This is a genomic window from Bradyrhizobium sp. JR3.5 (assembly GCF_054057015.1).
Window position 1 is genome coordinate 2,518,628 of record NZ_JBSRYV010000002.1, and the last position, 16,509, is coordinate 2,535,136.

Genomic DNA, 16,509 nt, shown 5'->3' on the forward strand with positions numbered 1-16,509 from the left:
AGCGAAGCAATCCATCGTTCCACATACGCGGAGAGATGGATTGCTTCGTCGCTGCGCTCCTCGCAATGACGTGGCTACGCTTTCCTGCTCTTCCTTCGCCCGATCTGCCACAGCGCCAGGTTCCACGCGATGCAGGTGGCGAGCGCGCAGCAGAGGCCGATGGGCGAGCCGAATTGCAGCACCGCGACGTGCAGCACGGCGATGCCGAGACCGAAGCCGAGCAGACCCCAGGCGCTATTGGCGAGCACGGCGGCGGTCGCGGGGCCGCCGATCCGCGGATGCAGGATCAGCATCATCGAGGAGAACACGATCGGAAATAGCGCGATCACGCCGGTAACGCGCGGACCGACCCAGGTCGACGCAGTGACGACCGTGCCGACCAGGCTTGCGACCAGCGCAGCGCGCAGCGGGATGTCGTACCAGCGCCGCGCGATGAGCGGCATCTTTGCGACGTGCCGATAAGGCCTCAGCAGCGGAATGCAGATCGCAAACGCTATGGCATTGAGGATCAGCCCGCCGGCGAGTGTCCACGCGAACTGGCGGATGATGGTGCCGAGCACGAGCCACAATGCGATCGCGCTTCCCGCGCTGATCCACATGCTGAAGCGCTGCGCCAGCACGACATAGGTGAGGCCCATGAAGATCGTCGCCGCATTGACCGGCAGGCTCGACAGCGCGCCCTCGGCGATGAAGGCGGCGTCATGGTCGAGCGCAAGGAAGGTGTAGGACGGCCCGGCCGAGATCGGCAGGGTTGCGATCAGCGCGCCGATCACCGGCCCCGAACGTTCCGTGATGATGGACGCGCTGACCACGAAGGCGGCGGCAACCGCCATGCGCAGCACAAGGAGCAGGACGAAGTGGAGTTCGGGGGACATTTCTTCTTTTCTTATCCTCCCCTGGAGGGGGAGGATCGTTTCGCATGTAGCGCAGCGAAATGCGAAACGAGGTGGGGTGATCTCTCAACACGGGTGCTGATCGGGTGGAGAGACTTTCACCCCACCCCGCCGCTCATTGCATTCGCGTCGACCCTCCCCCTCCAGGGGAGGGTAAGCGAGACATCACACCCGCTGCATCGTGACCGACACTTTCGGGCCGTTCTTGATGGTCTGGTAGACCACGCAATAACGCTCGGTGAGCTTCAGCAGCAGGTCGAGCTTGTCTTGCGGCGCGTCGGTGCCGACGTCGAAGCGCAGGCGGATCTCGCGGAAGCCGACCGGGGCCTCCTTGTCGACGCCGAGCGTGCCGCGGAAATCGAGATCGCCTTCGGCGAAGACGTTGCCGACCTTCAGCGGCACCTCGACGGCAGTCGCGACCGATTTCAGCGTGACGCCGGCGCAGGCGACCAGCGCCTCCAGCAGCATGTCGCCGGAGCAGAGCTCGAGCCCGGAGCCGCCGGTGGCGGGATGCAGGCCGGCGACCGCGAGCGCGCGGCCGGTTTCGACCTTGCAGGAAAGACTTTCGCTGTCGATCGTGCCCTTGGCCTTCAGCGTGATCACGGCGGCCGAGGGGTCGGCCTTGTAGCGCTCCTTGATCGGAGCCTGCATTGCGCGGAGTTCGGCGGAGTCCATGGACTTGTCTCCCGGCTATTCTTCTTGGTCTTCGGATGTAAGACCTTCAAGAGCGGATGTCACCACCACATCGCCTCGCTGGCGCTGGATTTAGCGGTGAGATCGCGCAAGCGGTCCGGTCAAGCCGAGATCGATCACACCGGCGTCGAGGAATTCGAGCGCCTTTGTTGGAGCTGGCCGGCTGCACCGAGATGATGCCGTCGTTGAGCTCCAAGCGCGCCGGGAAATTTCTGCATCGGCGGATCGGCTCGCGCGAACCAAGAAACAATCATTTAATTCAAGGAGTTAGACTTGCGATCATCGGGAAAATCTCTACCCTTCACCAGATGGCGCGGAAGTGGTCTTGCGCGAAGCGCCGCCACGAGAGCATGGAGCTGCTGTCCATATACTTTGGTCAGTGACAGCAACAGCTCCGTCCGATATCGGATGAACGTATGGACAGCGTCGTAGCCGAAGTCCGCCCTGAAGCGGATGGTCGTTTCGAGACCGAGCGGATCACCGCGGCGGTCAATGCACTCGCCGAACAGCATGCCGGCCGCGAGGACCAGTTCCGCGCCGCGATGGCGCAGCTGCTCAAGGCCGAGCTGATCACGGCGCGCGCCACGGCGCAGGAGCTGCTGCTGAAGGACCGCCACGGCCGCCGCTGCGCCGAACGGCTGTGCTTCGTGCAGGACGAGATCATCCGCATCCTCTACGCGGCGGCGACCCGGCATCTCTATCACTCGCCGATCCCCTCGGGCGCCGAACGCATGGCGGTGGTGAGCTCGCGACCGGCGGCTATGGCCGCGGGTTGATGGCGCCGGAATCCGACATCGATCTCTTGTTCATCCTGCCCTACAAGCAGACCGCCTGGGGCGAGCAGGTCGCCGAAGCCATCCTCTATTGCCTCTGGGACATGGGGCTGAAGGTCGGCCACGCCACGCGCTCGGTCGACGAATCGATCCGCCAGGCGCGCGGCGACATGACGATCCGCACCGCGATCCTGGAGACCCGCTTCCTGACCGGCGACCAGCCGCTCTATGACGAGCTGGTCGAACGCTTCGACAAGGAAGTGGTGCAGGGCACCGCTGCGGAATTCGTCACCGCCAAGCTCGCCGAGCGCGAGGAGCGGCATCGCCGCGCCGGCCAGTCGCGCTATCTGGTCGAGCCCAACGTCAAGGACGGCAAGGGCGGCCTGCGCGACCTGCATACGCTGTTCTGGATCGCGAAATACGTCTACCGCGTGCGCGAGACCGACGAGCTGCTGGAACGCGGCGTGTTCGACGCACAGGAGTACCGCACCTTCCGCCGCTGCGCCGACTTCCTGTGGTCGGTGCGCTGCAATTTGCACTTCTTCGCCGGACGCGCCGAGGAGCGGCTGTCGTTCGACATGCAGCGCGAGATCGCGGTGCGCCTCGGCTACACCTCGCATCCCGGCATGCAGGACGTCGAGCGCTTCATGAAGCACTACTTCCTGATCGCGAAAGACGTCGGCGACCTCACCGCGATCCTGTGCGCCAAGCTCGAGGAGGAGCATAACAAGCCGGCGCCGGTGCTGAGCCGGATGGTGGCGCGGCTGCGGCCCGGCACCAAGCGGCGGCGGGTGGCCGGCAGCGACGACTTCATCGTCGACAACAACCGCATCAACCTCGCCGCCCCTGATGTGTTCAAGCACGATCCGGTCAACCTGATCCGGATCTTCCGCCTCGCGCAGCAGAACAACCTCGCCTTCCATCCCGATGCGATGCGTACGGTGACGCGCTCGCTGAAGCTGATCAACACCCAGCTCCGCGACAACGAGGAAGCCAACCGCCTGTTCATGGAGATCCTGACCTCGAACGATGCGGAGACCGTGCTGCGGCGGATGAACGAGACCGGCGTGCTCGGCCATTTCATCCGCGCCTTCGGCAAGATCGTGTCGATGATGCAGTTCAACATGTACCACCACTATACGGTGGACGAGCATCTGCTCCGCTGCATCGGCTTCCTGCAGGACATCGAGCGCGGCGGCAACGAGGAGTTCACGGTCGCCAGCGACCTGTTCCGCAAAATTCGTCCTGAGCACCGCCCGGTGATCTATATCGCGACCCTGCTGCACGACATCGCCAAGGGCAGGCCGGAAGATCACTCGATCGCCGGCGCCAAGGTGGCGCGGCGGCTATGCCCGCGGCTCGGCCTCTCTGCCGCCGATACCGAGCTGGTGGCGTGGCTGATCGAGGAACATCTGACGATGTCGACGGTGGCGCAATCGCGCGATCTGTCGGACCGCAAGACCATCGAGAATTTCGCCGCCGTGGTGCAGTCGGTCGAGCAGATGAAGCTGCTCACGATCCTGACCACCGCCGACATCCGCGGCGTCGGCCCCGGTGTCTGGAACGGCTGGAAGGCGCAGCTCCTGCGCACGCTGTACTATGAAACAGAGCCGGTGCTGACCGGCGGCTTCTCCGAGGTCAACCGCGCCCAGCGCATCGCGGTGGCGCAGGCCGAGTTCCGCCGCGCCTTCACCGAATGGCCGGAGGTCGAGCTCAACGCCTATATCGGCCGGCACTACCCGGCGTACTGGCTCAAGGTCGAGCTGCAACGCAAGATCCGCCAGGCGCGCTTCATCCGCGCCAGCGAGCAGGCCGGCCACAAGCTCGCGATCAATGTCGGCTTCGACGAGGTCCGTGCCGTCACCGAGCTCACGATTCTGGCGACCGACCATCCCTGGCTGCTGTCGATCATCGCCGGCGCCTGCGCCTCCGCCGGCGCCAACATCGTCGACGCGCAGATCTACACCACGACCGATGGCCGCGCGCTCGACACCATCTCGATCTCGCGCGAATACGATCGCGACGATGACGAAGGCCGCCGCGCGACGCGGATCGGCGAGATGATCGAGCAGGTGCTGGAAGGCAAGCTCAGGCTGCCGGAGGCGGTGGCGAAGCGCGCGGTGCGCAGCAAGGCGCGGCCATTCGTCGTCGAGCCCGAAGTGACCATCAACAACCAGTGGTCCGACCGCTACACCGTGATCGAGGTCTCCGGCCTCGACCGCCCCGGCCTGCTCTACCAGCTGACCACCGCGATCTCGAAGCTCAACCTCAACATCGCCTCGGCGCATGTCGCGACCTTCGGCGAGCGCGCCCGCGACGTGTTCTATGTCACCGACCTGCTCGGCGCCCAGATCACCGCGCCGACCCGGCAGGCCGCGATCAAGAGCGCGCTGCTGCATCTGTTGTCGACCGAGGACCAGGCGGCGAAGCCGGCGGCTTGACGCGTCGCCTCTCTCCACTCGTCATTCCCCGTATGCGCAATTGCGCATCGGGGAATGACGACGGATGGAACTGCTGCAGGCCCACCTCATTCATACCGCTCTAGTCTAGCCGAACAGCCGCATCAGCAGGGCCTTGCCGACCGGCGCTGCGCGGACACTGCGGAAGGCGCGGACATATTCGCCGGCATAGAATGCGCGCACGACATTGATCCGCGTCGCAACCGCGTCCTCGAAACGGACGCCGAAGCCATCGCGGGTGCGGCGGACCACGAGCGCGGCCACGTTCTGTCCGTAGACATTGCACTTGATCGAGGCGCCGATTGCGGGAGGGGCGGGATCGATGAAGCGCGCGCCCGAGATCGAAATGTCGACCATCCGGACCAGCCGCGGCTCCGTACCTTCGTGAATCAGGATCGGCTCGTCACGTTCGAAGCGCTCGGCCTTGCGACGCCGCGGCTGCTCGATGCAAATGAAGCACACGATCGCGAGCACGACGCAATTATAGAGGCTCCAGGCCAGCGCCAGCCCGCCATAGGCGATGCTGTCGCCGCGCAGATGCAGGATGAATGCGTAGGCGATCGCCAGCAGCGTGATGAGCAAGGCGCTGCCATAGAGCCGCAGCAGCGGCCACTCGATGAAGCGGCGATTGCGGTCGCCGCCCTTGGCCGTCACCTTGAACTTGTGGCCTTGCGGCTTGGCGAGGCCGGTCACGACCGCCTTCAGGACCGCGGGGGCGGCGATGTATTGCGACACGTCGGTCATGATCGCGAGCGAGCGACCGCGCGAGATCCAGGCCATGGTGAAGGCGTGCCAGACATAGAACGGCATGAAGTACTTCAGAAGCTCGAACAGATCGGCGTGAACCGCCTTGATGCCGAACAGCAGATAGAGCCACGGCACGACGAGGCCGAAAACCTTGGTGCCATAGACCGCCGCCCAGCTCATGAAGGCGTCGACCAGCGACAGCCGGTCCATGAAGGCGAGCTTCGATTGCCGCGAGAACGGCCCGCTGCGACCCCTGAAGATCTGCATGAAGCCGAGACACCAGCGCCCGCGCTGCGTGATGTATTCCTTCAATCCCTCCGGCGCGAGTCCGATGGTCAGGCGCTCGTTGAGATAGACCGTGCGCAATCCCCTTTCCTTCAGGCGCAGCGTGACGAGATAATCCTCCGTCACCGAATCGGTCGGAAAGCCGCCGATCTGCATCAGGCCGGAAAAGCGGATCAGCGATGAGGTGCCGCAGCAAAATGCCGTGCCCCAGGCGTCCTTGGCCGGCATCAGGATGTCGAAGAAGAAACGCTGTTCGTCGGGCCAGACGTCGGTTGCGGCGAGATTGGTCTGGATCGGATCCGGATTGATGAAGTGCTGCGGCGTCTGCACGACGCCGACGGTGCCGTCCTGCATCAGGCTCATCGCCCGCGTCAGGAAGTCCGGCATCGGGACAAAATCCGCATCGAGGATCGAGATGAACTCCGGGCGGTCCGGCAGGGCGGATACGTGCTGGAGCGCATGATTGATGTTGCCGGCCTTTGGCGTGGCGGTTGTCCGGACGGGTCAGGTAATTGCAGCCGAGCTCCTGGGCGAGCCGGCGCAGCCAGACCCGCCGCCCGTCGTCGAGCACCCAGACGCGATAGTTGGGATAGTTCAGCCCGGTGGCGCCGATGATGGTGCGCTCGAGGATCGCTTTCTCCTCATTGTAGGTGCAGATGAAGACGTCGACGAGCGGGGCATCCGTCGGCGCCCTGGACCGGCGCAGGATGGCATTGACCTCGGGCGAGCGGTCGATGGTGCGGCTGAGGAACAGCAGCGACAGGCACACCGCGATCATCGAGGCCGCCTCGGCCGCCACGAAGGGATAGCCGACCACCGCGTCGGCGGTGAGCCCCAACGGCGGCAAGGTCTGGGTCACCCGCCAGACGAAGTAGTGCAACAGCAGCAGGAACGATATGCCGGTCATCATGACGCGCCCCAGCGTCTGCTCGCGCCGGAGCAGCGGCAGGATCGCAAGACAGGCGCCGAAGGCGACCAGCCTCGGGCGCGAATGCCGCCATCATGACTTTGCCGCGTCCGTGTTGAACACCACCCGCCCGGTGCGGCCGACTGCGCATTCCTTGCCCGTGGTATCGAGTTCCGGCATCGAGACCGTCACCCGGTACGGTTCCTTGTTCAGCGCATCCGGATTGATCGCAAGGTTCGCGGGCGCCCCCGATGCACCGGTGAGGTTGACGATCTCACCCTTGATCGAAGCGCTGCCGTCGTTCGGCTCAAAGCTCGCCTGCTCACCAAGCCTGAGGCGGTTATAGACGCCTTCGGTGACATTGGCGGTGACCACCGCACCGCTGCAATCAAGCAGCTTGAGCAGGGGCTGCCCGGCCCTGACGTCCTCGCCCGGCGACGTCATCATCTCCCAGATGCGTCCGCCGACCGGCGCCTTGATGTCGGCTTCCGCCCGGTTAATGTAGTGCAATTGCTCCGAGGCAATCTCGTGGGTGAGCCAGTCGATCTCCGCATCGGAATGCACCAGATCGGCGCGCAGATCGCTGACGCGCTGGCGCATCTCCTCTTCGCGTTGCACGGAACTCGGCCGGTCATTGTAGCTGTCGCCAAGATAGGTACCGTTCCTTGCCGCGGTGAGTTCGACCTTGGCGGCGTCGAGCCGGCGCTGCGCGCCTATCTCGGTCTGATGGGCGATCGCCTGCTCGCGCGTCAGCCGGGCCATTTCGACCGTCGAGACGCTGCCCGATTTGATCAGCGACGAGGCGCGTTCAACCGCCGCCGTCGCTTCTTCCCGTCGCGCGGCCGCGGCCTCGATCGCGGTCTGGATTTCGGCGATGCGCGCCTCGAGCTGGAGGATGCGGCCGTCGCGGAACTGGGCCGCCTGGCGCGCGAGGTCCTGTTGCGACGTCTCGGCGGCCGCAAGCTTTGCGGCGAGACTCGGGCGCTCATTCTCCATCCGGGACATCTGCCGCCGGAGATCGTCGAGCCGCACCCGATCGCCGCGCGCGTTGACGACATGAAGGATCGTATCGCCTTCGTGGACCACACTGAGCTGCGTGGAGCTCTGCGGCTTCGCACTCACGGTGCCGTCGATCGGCGAGCGCAGGGTCACGATCCTGGCATTGACCACGGCCTCGACGCTCGAGGTCTGCAGCACGGCTTTCAGCGGCAGCCATCCGAAGATCGCGACGAGGGCGAGGCCAATGCCGACCTTGAGCAGGCGTCGAACCCACCGGCCCGAGCCTGCAGGCGCTTCGGGATGGGGGGCGCTATCATTGACAGGCTCGCTGACCGGCTCGTCGTCCGCCGGCTGCAAGCGGCCCTGCAAGTCGCGCTGCAATCCCCGCGCGCCCGCTTCCTCGTCCTTGATGACGGAAATATCGCCTTCGGGAAGCGGCTTCTGCGGCTGTGCCTGATTCATGATGACCGGCCCCTGAACTGTCAGTGCGCAAACCAACGCACAACTCGGCGGAGCGATGTTGTGGCCCGACAGATCCAATAATCAGGTGCTTCAGAAGCGGCTAAAGCGAACCGGCCATCTTTCGGAAAAACTGCTGCAATTTGTCACGTTCAGGAGCTCAATGCACCTGCAGGGACTGAGCCCGGAATCCATCAGGGCCGGGGCTAGACGGGGAGTGGATTCCGGGCTCTCACGGAGGCTGTTGTCGGACCCACTTTGCGCGACCCAGGCGTGAGCAGCCAGCGCGTCGGTCCCGGCAGCCTGCCGGACTTAGATCCAGAGCGGGCTACGACCCTGGATCCGGCACGTTCAATTGCGGCTGCAGCGCCGCGAGGCTTGCCCCCAGCAAGGCCAGGTAGCTCGCCTGACAGAGCACAACGCTCAAATCGAAGACGTCGAGCAGATCGATCCACGAATTGTCAGCCTGCACGGGCGCTGCTTGCTTGCCGCCGTCGATCACGGAGGGCTGAAAGCTGCGGTTACGTCTCTGAGGCGTCGTCTCGCGCGCGACGTCGTCGGAGCAAAGGATCAGATGCAGGCGCGTGTTGGGCATTTCAATCTCCCGTCTCTGATTGGCGATTGTTGAACCCCGAAAGGCATCTACTGTCATCGAGTTACCCAATAAGCGTAGCCACCGGGAGGAAACGGGCCATTGAACGGAGGTTGATCCGGCCGTTACATTCGGATGGGGACGACATACCTTGGTTTAGCCGCAACCTGGGCCTGAGTTCGTCCGGCGATTGCGCTTTCCGCGCGATCTCACGCCACGCGAGTGGATCGCTAAAATCGCCCCCACGATCCCGTTCGGACGTCGAGAAAGCTGCTAGTATGCAGTTTGTTAGGAGGGCGACGTTGTCGCCGCTGATGGTAGCGGTCACCTAGCGACGCAGCGCGGCCCATGATGGCCAAGTGCTGAACGGCCAAGTGCTGGTGCTGCCAATGATGCGCATCCCGACCACGAGGCCCTGGTCGGCCGAGCAATGGCTGCTCGGCGGCATGGTGCTGGCTTTGGCCGCAACCTGCATCGGGCTGCTGCTTGGTCCGCAGCCTGCAGCTTCCGCCCATCTGATTGCCCTGGCGCTGCTGATCGCGTCGCTTGCCGCCGCGTTGCTGATGATGGGGGTGGTGGCGCGCACCCACAGGCAGATGGAAGCCATGTTGCGCGGCCGGGCCAGCGGCGAAGAGCGCGCGGTAGAGGCCCTGCGGAACAGCGAAGCTCAATGGAAGGAGGTGTTCGAGCACAACCCGGTCATGTACTTCATGGTCGACGCCACGGGTCTCGTGCTGTCGGTCAACACGTTCGGCGCGGCACAACTCGGCTACACCGCCGACGAATTGCTTGGACAATCCGTGCTGCGGGTCTTTGCCGCCGAAGACCATCAGACGGTCCAGCGCAACGTCGCGGCGTGCCTCGACAACATCGGCCAAACCCACAATTGGGAAATCCGGAAGGTCCGCAAGGACGGCTCAAGACTTTGGGTTCGTGAAAATGCCAAGGCCGTGCGGCGGCAGGACGATCGATTGATCGTCCTGATCGCATGCGAGGATATCACCGAGCGCAAACAAGCCGAAAACGCGCTGCAGCAGAGCGAGATGTACCTGAGCGAAGCCCAGCGATTGAGCCACACCGGCAGCTTTGGCTGGCACGTCGCCAGCGGTGAGGTGATCTGGTCGGAAGAGACGTTCAGGATCTTCGGATTCGACAGGGCTCCTTCCATCAAGCATGCCACGGTCCTTCAGCGCATCCATCCGGATGATCGCACCCGCGTGCAACGGACCGTCGACAGTGCCTCGCTCGACGGCAAGAACTTCGAGCACGGCTACCGATTGCTGATGCCGGACGGCGCGATCAAATATGTTCACGCCAGGGCGCATGCGGTGACCACCCCCTCGGGCGACACCGAATTCATCGGAGCGGTGACCGACGTGACCGCCCGCAAGCGAGCCGAGGCGGAGTTGCATGAAGCACAGACCAACCTCGCGCACGTCACGCGCGTGACGGCACTCGGCGAGCTCGCCGCATCGATCGCCCATGAAGTGAACCAGCCGCTTGCCGCCGTGGTCGCCAACGCTGCGGCATGCCTGCGCTGGCTCGACCGGGCGGCTCCCGATCTGAATGAAGCGCGCGGGGCGGTCAGGTCGATTATCAGCGACGGCAACCGGGCCGGCGAGGTCATCCAGCGCGTCCGCGCCCTGATGAACAAGACAACCGGTCAGATGGCGCCGCTCGACATCAATGAAGCCATCAACGAGGTGATCGGCCTGGTGCAGCATGAACTGCAGAGCCACCTTGTATCCCTGCAGCTGGACCTCGCTGCCGCGCTCCCGCCCGTCGTCGCCGACCGCATCCAGCTGCAGCAAGTCATCCTCAACCTCGTCGTCAATGGCATCGAGGCAATGCAGCCGGTCACGGACAGGCCACGGGAACTCGTGATCCGGACCCGCCATGACGATACCGGGCAGATCCTGGTCACGGTCACCGACTGTGGTGTCGGGGTTGCGACGGAGAATGCCGAGCGGCTGTTTGACGCCTTCTACACCACCAAAGCCAGCGGCATGGGAATGGGGTTGTCGATCTGCCGCTCGATCGTCGAAGCCCACCGAGGGCGCCTGTCCGTGTCCAGAAATATCGGCCCCGGCACGACGTTCCAGTTCACCCTGCCGCTGCGTCAGGAGGGTCATGCATGGTGATTGGACGCGCGGCATCGCCCTCCGCCCTCGCGAACGTCGAGGATCCGATCGTGTTCATCGTCGACGACGATTTGTCGGTGCGAGACTCGCTGAGCAATCTTTTCCGGTCGGTCGGCCTGCGGAACACGGCGTTCGGGTCGGCCCATGAATTTCTGCAGCAGACGCTCCCCGATGTTCCGAGCTGCCTGATCCTGGACATCAGGCTGCCTCGGCTGAGCGGCCTCGACTTCCAGGCGGAGCTGGCCAGGGCCGACATTCATATTCCGATCATCTTCATGACCGGCCATGGCGATATCCCGATGACGGTCAGAGCCATGAAGGCCGGAGCCGTCGACTTCCTGACCAAGCCGTTCCGCGATCAGGACATGCTGGATGCCGTCACGACTGCGATCGAACGCGACAGAACGCGCCGCCATGAGGCCAGGGCGGTCGCGAACCTGCGCGCAGCCTTCGCGACCCTGACCCCTCGCGAGCGCCAGATCATGAGCCTCGTCACCGCGGGGCTCATGAACAAGCAGGTCGCCGCCGAGATCGGCGTAGCCGAGATCACAGTCAAGATACACCGTGGGCACATTATGCGGAAAATGGCGGCGAAGTCGTTGCCTGATCTGGTCAGGATGGCGCAGATCCTCGGGATCAAGCAGGCATCCGGCGGCGCGCAAACCTAAGTATGATTCTCCGGCCGCGGCCGACGACGCACTGTGGCTCCGTGATCGCATGCACCAGAGGCCCCTCTGGCCGTTCCAGGAAAGCCCTTCTTGTCCAACCCGGTGATATCAATCGTCGACGATGATATGTCGGTCCGCACCGCAACCGACAATCTGGTCAGGTCGCTTGGCTACGCGGTCCAGACCTACGCGTCGGCCGAAGAATTCCTGCATTCGCCGCAACTGAACGACACCTCCTGCGTGATAGCCGATGTCAGGATGCCGGCCATGAGCGGGCTCGACCTGCAGGCGCGCCTGATTGCCGACGGCCGGCGCCTTCCGTTCATTTTCATCACGGCCTTCTCCGTCGAAGCCGATCGGGCCCGAGCCATGGAGGCGGGCGCGATCTGCTTTCTGATCAAGCCGTTCGACGGAGATGCGCTGGTCGAATGCCTCGATGCCGCTCTCGCACAGCATGGCACAGCGACGCGCGGGTGAGTTCAAATCGAGTATACGCAAGGATGATGCCGAGAAACATCTGGACAAGTTGCACATCGACGGTGGCAGCGCGAGATTTCGCGGCGCCGTCCCTCAAGAAGGCCGACGGCGACGACAGCATCAGACATTCTTGATTGGCAAATGGCAGTTCCTCGGAGGGAAGTCGCCATGCGTACGGAACCGCGCTGCGCCCAGTGTGACAGTGAAGATGCCAAGATCATCTGCTTGCGAAATCCGGCGGGTGAACGCTACTGCGGACGGCTCTGTCTTCACAAGGGTCAGGAGAACTTCATTCGCTGGCTTTGGCGAGCGAATGCGGAGGCAGCATCATGACCGGCCGTTGCGGGAATCCAGGATGCCGGCGGCCCTTCGGACTGATCCGGCACAGCTGGTATTTCGAGCAGTTCTGCTCGACGAAGTGCCGCGAGATCTACAAGCGGCAGCTGGAGCGCAACAAGGTCTATTGGAAGTGGCTCTATCCCCTCCGAGAACCGGCGGCTCATCGAAAAAGCTGATCTGACGGCGAACGCCAGATTTTGTTTGACGCGTTTTCTTCACGCGAACCGGCGGCCACTTCGTTCGAAAATGCGTGAACAACGCTCCAGGGAGCTCCGATGACGACGGTCGATGCGATGCTGGTAGGAGCGATCCTCGCGTGGGTGCCTTCGTTCGTTGTATTCCTCTACATCGTGCGTGATCTGCGCAACATGCCGCGCGAGGATCTCGATTGATCGTCTCGCTGCGGCCGAGGTCGGCCGCTATATCTCGACGCCCTCGTGGCGCAGCAGCCAGCGCTTGCGCTCCAGTCCGCCGCCATATTTGACCAGCGAGCCGTTGGCGCCGATCAGGCGGTGACAGGGCACGACGACGCTGATCGGGTTGGAGCCGTTGGCGTGGCCGACCGCGCGCATCGCATTCGGCACTTTCAGCCTCATAGCCAGCGCGCCGTAACTCATGGTGGTGCCCGGCGGAATTTTCGGCAACGCGTGCCAGACCTTCTGCTGGAACGGCGTGCCGGCGACGCGCCATTCGACATCAGTCAGGCGATCGAGATCACCGTTGAAGTAATCGCCGAGCGCCTTGCGCATCGCCGCCGGTGCGCGGCCGTCCCGTAGCGTCACGGCGCCATAGTGCAACCGCAGCAGGTCGAGCATTCGCCCCTCATAGTCGTCCCAGTCGAGCGCGCGCAGCACGCCGTCGTCATCGGTCACCAGCAGCGCGGCGCCGATCGGCGTCTTGAGGCGGTCGAGGTTGAACGTCTGTGCGGTCTTACGGTCGGCCATATCAGTCACTCTGGAACGTCATTGCTCTCGAAACAGGTCGCTCGGCATACAGTTCACCGTGCGCGTGCTAGCGTCCACCCGAATTCCGGTGAGGAGACCGCGATATGTGCAGGCGGCGCCCGCCGCACTCGCGCTGATCCTGCTCTGGCCCGCCTTGACGCGACATCGCGCGCAGGAGCATCGCCTTGCAATGCCCGCGCCCTTCCTCCATCATCCCTGATAACGGTGACATCCGCGGGTTTGAGCCTTGCGGACAAGATCACCGGCAACATGGGAGGTCACGGACATGAGGAGCGTGCAATTGCTCGCTGCGACAGCGCTTGCCATCGCGTTGTCGGTTACATCGGCCACCGCGCAGAAGAAATACGACATCGGCGCGACCGACACCGAGATCAAGATCGGCCAGACCGTCCCGTTCTCGGGCCCGGCATCCGCCTATGCCGGCATCGGCAAGACCCAGGCGGCCTACATCAAGATGATCAACGATCAGGGCGGCATCAACGGCCGCAAGCTGAACCTGATCCAGTATGACGACGCCTATTCACCGCCGAAGGCGGTCGAGCAGGTGCGCAAGCTGGTCGAGGGCGACGAGGTGCTGTTCACCTTCCAGATCATCGGCACGCCCTCAAATGCCGCCGTGCAGAAATACCTGAATGCCAAGAAGGTGCCGCAGCTGCTCGCCTCCACCGGCGCCTCGCGCTTCTCCGATCCGCAGAACGCACCCTGGACGATCGCCTTCAACCCGAACTACCAGTCCGAGGGACGCATCTACGCCAAATACATCCTGGCCAATCATCCCAACGCCAAGATCGGCATCTTCTACCAGAACGACGATCTCGGCCGCGACTACATCACCGGCCTGAAGAGCGGGCTCGGCGACAAGGCAGCGAGCATGATCGTCGCCGAGGTGTCCTACGAGCTGACCGACCCGACCGTCGATTCCCAGATCGTCAAGCTGAAGGCCGCCGGCGTCGACCTGCTCTATAACGCGTCGACGCCGAAATTCGCTGCTCAAGCGATCCGCAAGGTCGCGGACCTGGATTGGCACCCGGTGCACATCCTCGACATCAATGCGAGCCCGGTGTCGGCGACGCTGAAGCCGGCCGGCCTCGACATCTCCAAGGGCATCATCTCGACCAATTACGGCAAGGATCCCGCCGATCCGCAATGGAAGGACGATCCCGGCGTGAAGGCCTATTTCGCCTTCATGGACAAGTATTACCCGGAGGGCGACAAGCTCAACACCGTCAACACCTACGGCTATTCGACGGCCGAGCTCCTGATCCAGGTGCTCAAGCAGTGCGGCGACGACCTCACCCGCGAGAACCTGATGAAGCAGGTGACCAGCCTGAAGAAGTTCGTGCCGAGCCTGGCGCTGCCCGGCATGTCGATCACGACGGGACCGAACGACTATCGCATCAACAAGCAGATGCAGATGATGAAGTTCAACGGCGAGCGCTGGGAGCTGTTCGGCCCGATCATCGAGGACACCGGGCCGGCGGGTTAGGTCGCGGACGCGAAGAAGCTGCTTCCCCCTCTCCCGCTTGCGGGGAGGATTGGGGTGGGGGTCTATCCACGAATCATGTTGCGGAAGGAGCCCCCACCCGGATTGCATCTGCGATGCAATCCGACCTCCCCCGCAAGCGGGAGAGGTGAAGCAAGAGACAGCACTGGAGCCGGCGCAGCGCATCCCCGCTGCGCCGGTTCTTTTTGCGCCGCCCCCTACTTTCGTTGACTGAAATTGCTCGCCTTTTCGGCATCCGTCGTCTTGCGTCGCAGCAACGGTTCCTCCAGTATCCCGGCCCAGCGATGGCGACCGCGGGACCTTGAACCCGCGGACAAGATCATCGGTCAACCATCAGTCACGTGAGGGAAACAGCATTATGAGGAATGGGATTTTCCACCTGGTCACGGCAACGGCGCTCGCGATCGCGCTGTCTGCAACGTCGGCCTCCGCGCAAAAGAAATACGATCCCGGCGCGAGCGATACCGAGATCAAGATCGGCCAGACCGTCCCCTTCTCCGGACCGGCTTCCGCCTATGCCTCGATCGGCAAGACCCAGGCGGCCTATTTCAAGATGATCAACGATCAGGGGGGCATCAACGGCCGCAAGATCAACCTGATCCAGTATGACGACGCCTATTCGCCGCCCAAGGCCGTCGAGCAGGTGCGCAAGCTCGTCGAGAGCGACGAAGTGCTCTTGACCTTCCAGATCGTCGGCACGCCGTCGAACGCCGCCGTGCAGAAATATCTCAACGCCAAGAAGGTGCCGCAGCTGTTCGCCGCAACCGGCGCCTCGAAGTTCACCGATCCGAAGAACTTCCCGTGGACGCTCGGCTTCAATCCGAACTACTTCGTCGAAGGCCGCATCTACGGCCAGTACATCCTGAAGGAGCATCCGAACGCCAAGATCGGCGTGCTCTATCAGAACGACGACCTCGGCAAGGATTATCTGAACGGCATCAAGGCCGGCCTCGGCGACAAGGTGGCCAAGATGATCGTGGCCGAAGCCTCCTATGAGGTCTCCGACCCGACGATCGATTCCCAGGTGATCAAGATCAAGGACGCCGGCGCCGACCTGTTCTTCTCGGCCTCGACGCCGAAGCAAGCCGCGCAGGCGATCAAGAAGATCGCCGAGCTCGGCTGGCATCCGGTCCACATCGTCGACATCAACGCCACCTCGGTCGGCGCCGTATTGCAGCCGGCGGGCTTGGAGGCCTCCAAGGGCCTGATCTCGACCAACTACGGCAAGGATCCCGCCGATCCGCAGTGGAAGGACGATCCGGGCATGAAGCGCTATTTCGACTTCATGGCCAAGTACTATCCCGACGGCGACAAGAACTCGAACTTCAACACCTACGGCTACTCGACCGCCCAGCTGATGGTGCATGTGCTGAAGCAGTGCGGCGACGAGCTGACGCGCGAGAACGTGCTGAAGCAGGCCACCAACCTGAAGAACGTCGACCTCGACATGGCGCTGCCCGGCATCAAGGGCAACACCACGCCGAACGACTATCGCGTCAACAAGCAGCTGCAGATGATGAAGTTCAACGGCGAGCGCTGGGAGCTGTTCGGCCCGATCCTCGAGGATGCCGGCCCGGCGGGCTAGTCGTTCGAACAGAGTTGAGATGC

Annotated in this window: 11 protein-coding genes and 2 pseudogenes; 7 read left to right on the plus strand and 6 right to left on the minus strand. The window is 63.6% G+C overall.

Annotated elements, in window-relative coordinates:
• Positions 1–74: 74 nt before the first annotated feature.
• On the minus strand, positions 75–875 hold the full coding sequence (locus ACVWW1_RS28945; RefSeq protein ID WP_456658257.1) for a hypothetical protein: 801 nt from the start codon (positions 873–875) through the stop codon (positions 75–77).
• Positions 876–1,058: 183 nt separating this feature from the next.
• Positions 1,059–1,568 (minus strand): OsmC family protein, encoded by a 510-nt coding sequence (locus tag ACVWW1_RS28950; protein ID WP_456658258.1) that lies wholly within the window; start codon positions 1,566–1,568, stop codon positions 1,059–1,061.
• A gap of 434 nt (positions 1,569–2,002) precedes the next feature.
• Between ACVWW1_RS28950 and ACVWW1_RS28955 the strand changes: the two are divergent.
• Positions 2,003–4,800 (plus strand): annotated as a pseudogene (locus ACVWW1_RS28955) ([protein-PII] uridylyltransferase).
• A gap of 105 nt (positions 4,801–4,905) precedes the next feature.
• On the opposite strand, the pseudogene ACVWW1_RS28960 reads toward ACVWW1_RS28955, so the two are convergent.
• The 3 genes and pseudogenes from ACVWW1_RS28960 to ACVWW1_RS28970 form a co-directional block, all read right to left on the minus strand.
• Positions 4,906–6,851, minus strand: a pseudogene (locus ACVWW1_RS28960) (glycosyltransferase).
• Positions 6,851–8,218 (minus strand): HlyD family secretion protein, encoded by a 1,368-nt coding sequence (locus tag ACVWW1_RS28965; protein WP_456658259.1) that lies wholly within the window; start codon positions 8,216–8,218, stop codon positions 6,851–6,853. The pseudogene ACVWW1_RS28960 and the gene ACVWW1_RS28965 overlap by 1 nt, the downstream one beginning before the upstream one ends.
• A 325-nt stretch (positions 8,219–8,543) precedes the next feature.
• Positions 8,544–8,810: a hypothetical protein gene (locus ACVWW1_RS28970; protein ID WP_456658260.1), complete on the minus strand. Its 267-nt coding sequence runs from the start codon at positions 8,808–8,810 to the stop codon at positions 8,544–8,546.
• A gap of 386 nt (positions 8,811–9,196) precedes the next feature.
• Between ACVWW1_RS28970 and ACVWW1_RS28975 the strand changes: the two genes are divergently transcribed.
• The 4 genes from ACVWW1_RS28975 (at position 9,197) to ACVWW1_RS28990 (ending at position 12,608) form a co-directional block, all read left to right on the plus strand.
• Positions 9,197–10,948 carry a PAS domain-containing sensor histidine kinase gene (locus ACVWW1_RS28975; protein WP_456658261.1) on the plus strand — a complete coding sequence of 584 codons (1,752 nt, stop codon included), beginning with the start codon at positions 9,197–9,199 and terminating at the stop codon, positions 10,946–10,948.
• Positions 10,942–11,616: a response regulator transcription factor gene (locus ACVWW1_RS28980; RefSeq protein WP_207834446.1), complete on the plus strand. Its 675-nt coding sequence runs from the start codon at positions 10,942–10,944 to the stop codon at positions 11,614–11,616. The genes ACVWW1_RS28975 and ACVWW1_RS28980 overlap by 7 nt, the downstream gene beginning before the upstream one ends.
• Before the next feature lie 102 nt (positions 11,617–11,718).
• A complete protein-coding gene (locus ACVWW1_RS28985; RefSeq protein ID WP_176534787.1) occupies positions 11,719–12,093 on the plus strand; it encodes a response regulator transcription factor in 375 nt (124 codons plus the stop codon).
• A gap of 329 nt (positions 12,094–12,422) precedes the next feature.
• Positions 12,423–12,608 (plus strand): hypothetical protein, encoded by a 186-nt coding sequence (locus ACVWW1_RS28990; RefSeq protein ID WP_456658262.1) that lies wholly within the window; start codon positions 12,423–12,425, stop codon positions 12,606–12,608.
• 243 nt (positions 12,609–12,851) lie between these two features.
• Here ACVWW1_RS28990 and ACVWW1_RS28995 read toward each other — a convergent pair whose 3' ends face one another.
• Positions 12,852–13,376 carry a methylated-DNA--[protein]-cysteine S-methyltransferase gene (locus ACVWW1_RS28995; RefSeq protein WP_456658263.1) on the minus strand — a complete coding sequence of 175 codons (525 nt, stop codon included), beginning with the start codon at positions 13,374–13,376 and terminating at the stop codon, positions 12,852–12,854.
• Positions 13,377–13,662: 286 nt separating this feature from the next.
• Between ACVWW1_RS28995 and ACVWW1_RS29000 the strand changes: the two genes are divergently transcribed.
• A complete protein-coding gene (locus ACVWW1_RS29000) occupies positions 13,663–14,883 on the plus strand; it encodes an ABC transporter substrate-binding protein (RefSeq protein WP_173640048.1) in 1,221 nt (406 codons plus the stop codon).
• A gap of 376 nt (positions 14,884–15,259) precedes the next feature.
• Complete coding sequence (locus tag ACVWW1_RS29005) at positions 15,260–16,486, plus strand: ABC transporter substrate-binding protein (protein WP_456658264.1); 1,227 nt, start codon at positions 15,260–15,262, stop codon at positions 16,484–16,486.
• The last annotated feature ends 23 nt before the right edge of the window (positions 16,487–16,509 follow it).

Bases quoted from the DNA above. Each gene is read 5' to 3' on its own strand.
- ACVWW1_RS28970 (WP_456658260.1), bottom strand. From the start codon at position 8,810: ATGCCCAACACGCGCCTGCATCTGATCCTTTGCTCCGACGACGTCGCG.
- ACVWW1_RS28975 (WP_456658261.1), top strand. From the start codon at position 9,197: ATGATGCGCATCCCGACCACGAGGCCCTGGTCGGCCGAGCAATGGCTG.
- ACVWW1_RS28965 (WP_456658259.1), bottom strand. From the start codon at position 8,218: ATGAATCAGGCACAGCCGCAGAAGCCGCTTCCCGAAGGCGATATTTCC.
- ACVWW1_RS28945 (WP_456658257.1), bottom strand. From the start codon at position 875: ATGTCCCCCGAACTCCACTTCGTCCTGCTCCTTGTGCTGCGCATGGCG.
- ACVWW1_RS28980 (WP_207834446.1), top strand. From the start codon at position 10,942: ATGGTGATTGGACGCGCGGCATCGCCCTCCGCCCTCGCGAACGTCGAG.
- ACVWW1_RS29000 (WP_173640048.1), top strand. From the start codon at position 13,663: ATGAGGAGCGTGCAATTGCTCGCTGCGACAGCGCTTGCCATCGCGTTG.
- ACVWW1_RS28990 (WP_456658262.1), top strand. From the start codon at position 12,423: ATGACCGGCCGTTGCGGGAATCCAGGATGCCGGCGGCCCTTCGGACTG.
- ACVWW1_RS29005 (WP_456658264.1), top strand. From the start codon at position 15,260: ATGAGGAATGGGATTTTCCACCTGGTCACGGCAACGGCGCTCGCGATC.
- ACVWW1_RS28995 (WP_456658263.1), bottom strand. From the start codon at position 13,376: ATGGCCGACCGTAAGACCGCACAGACGTTCAACCTCGACCGCCTCAAG.
- ACVWW1_RS28950 (WP_456658258.1), bottom strand. From the start codon at position 1,568: ATGGACTCCGCCGAACTCCGCGCAATGCAGGCTCCGATCAAGGAGCGC.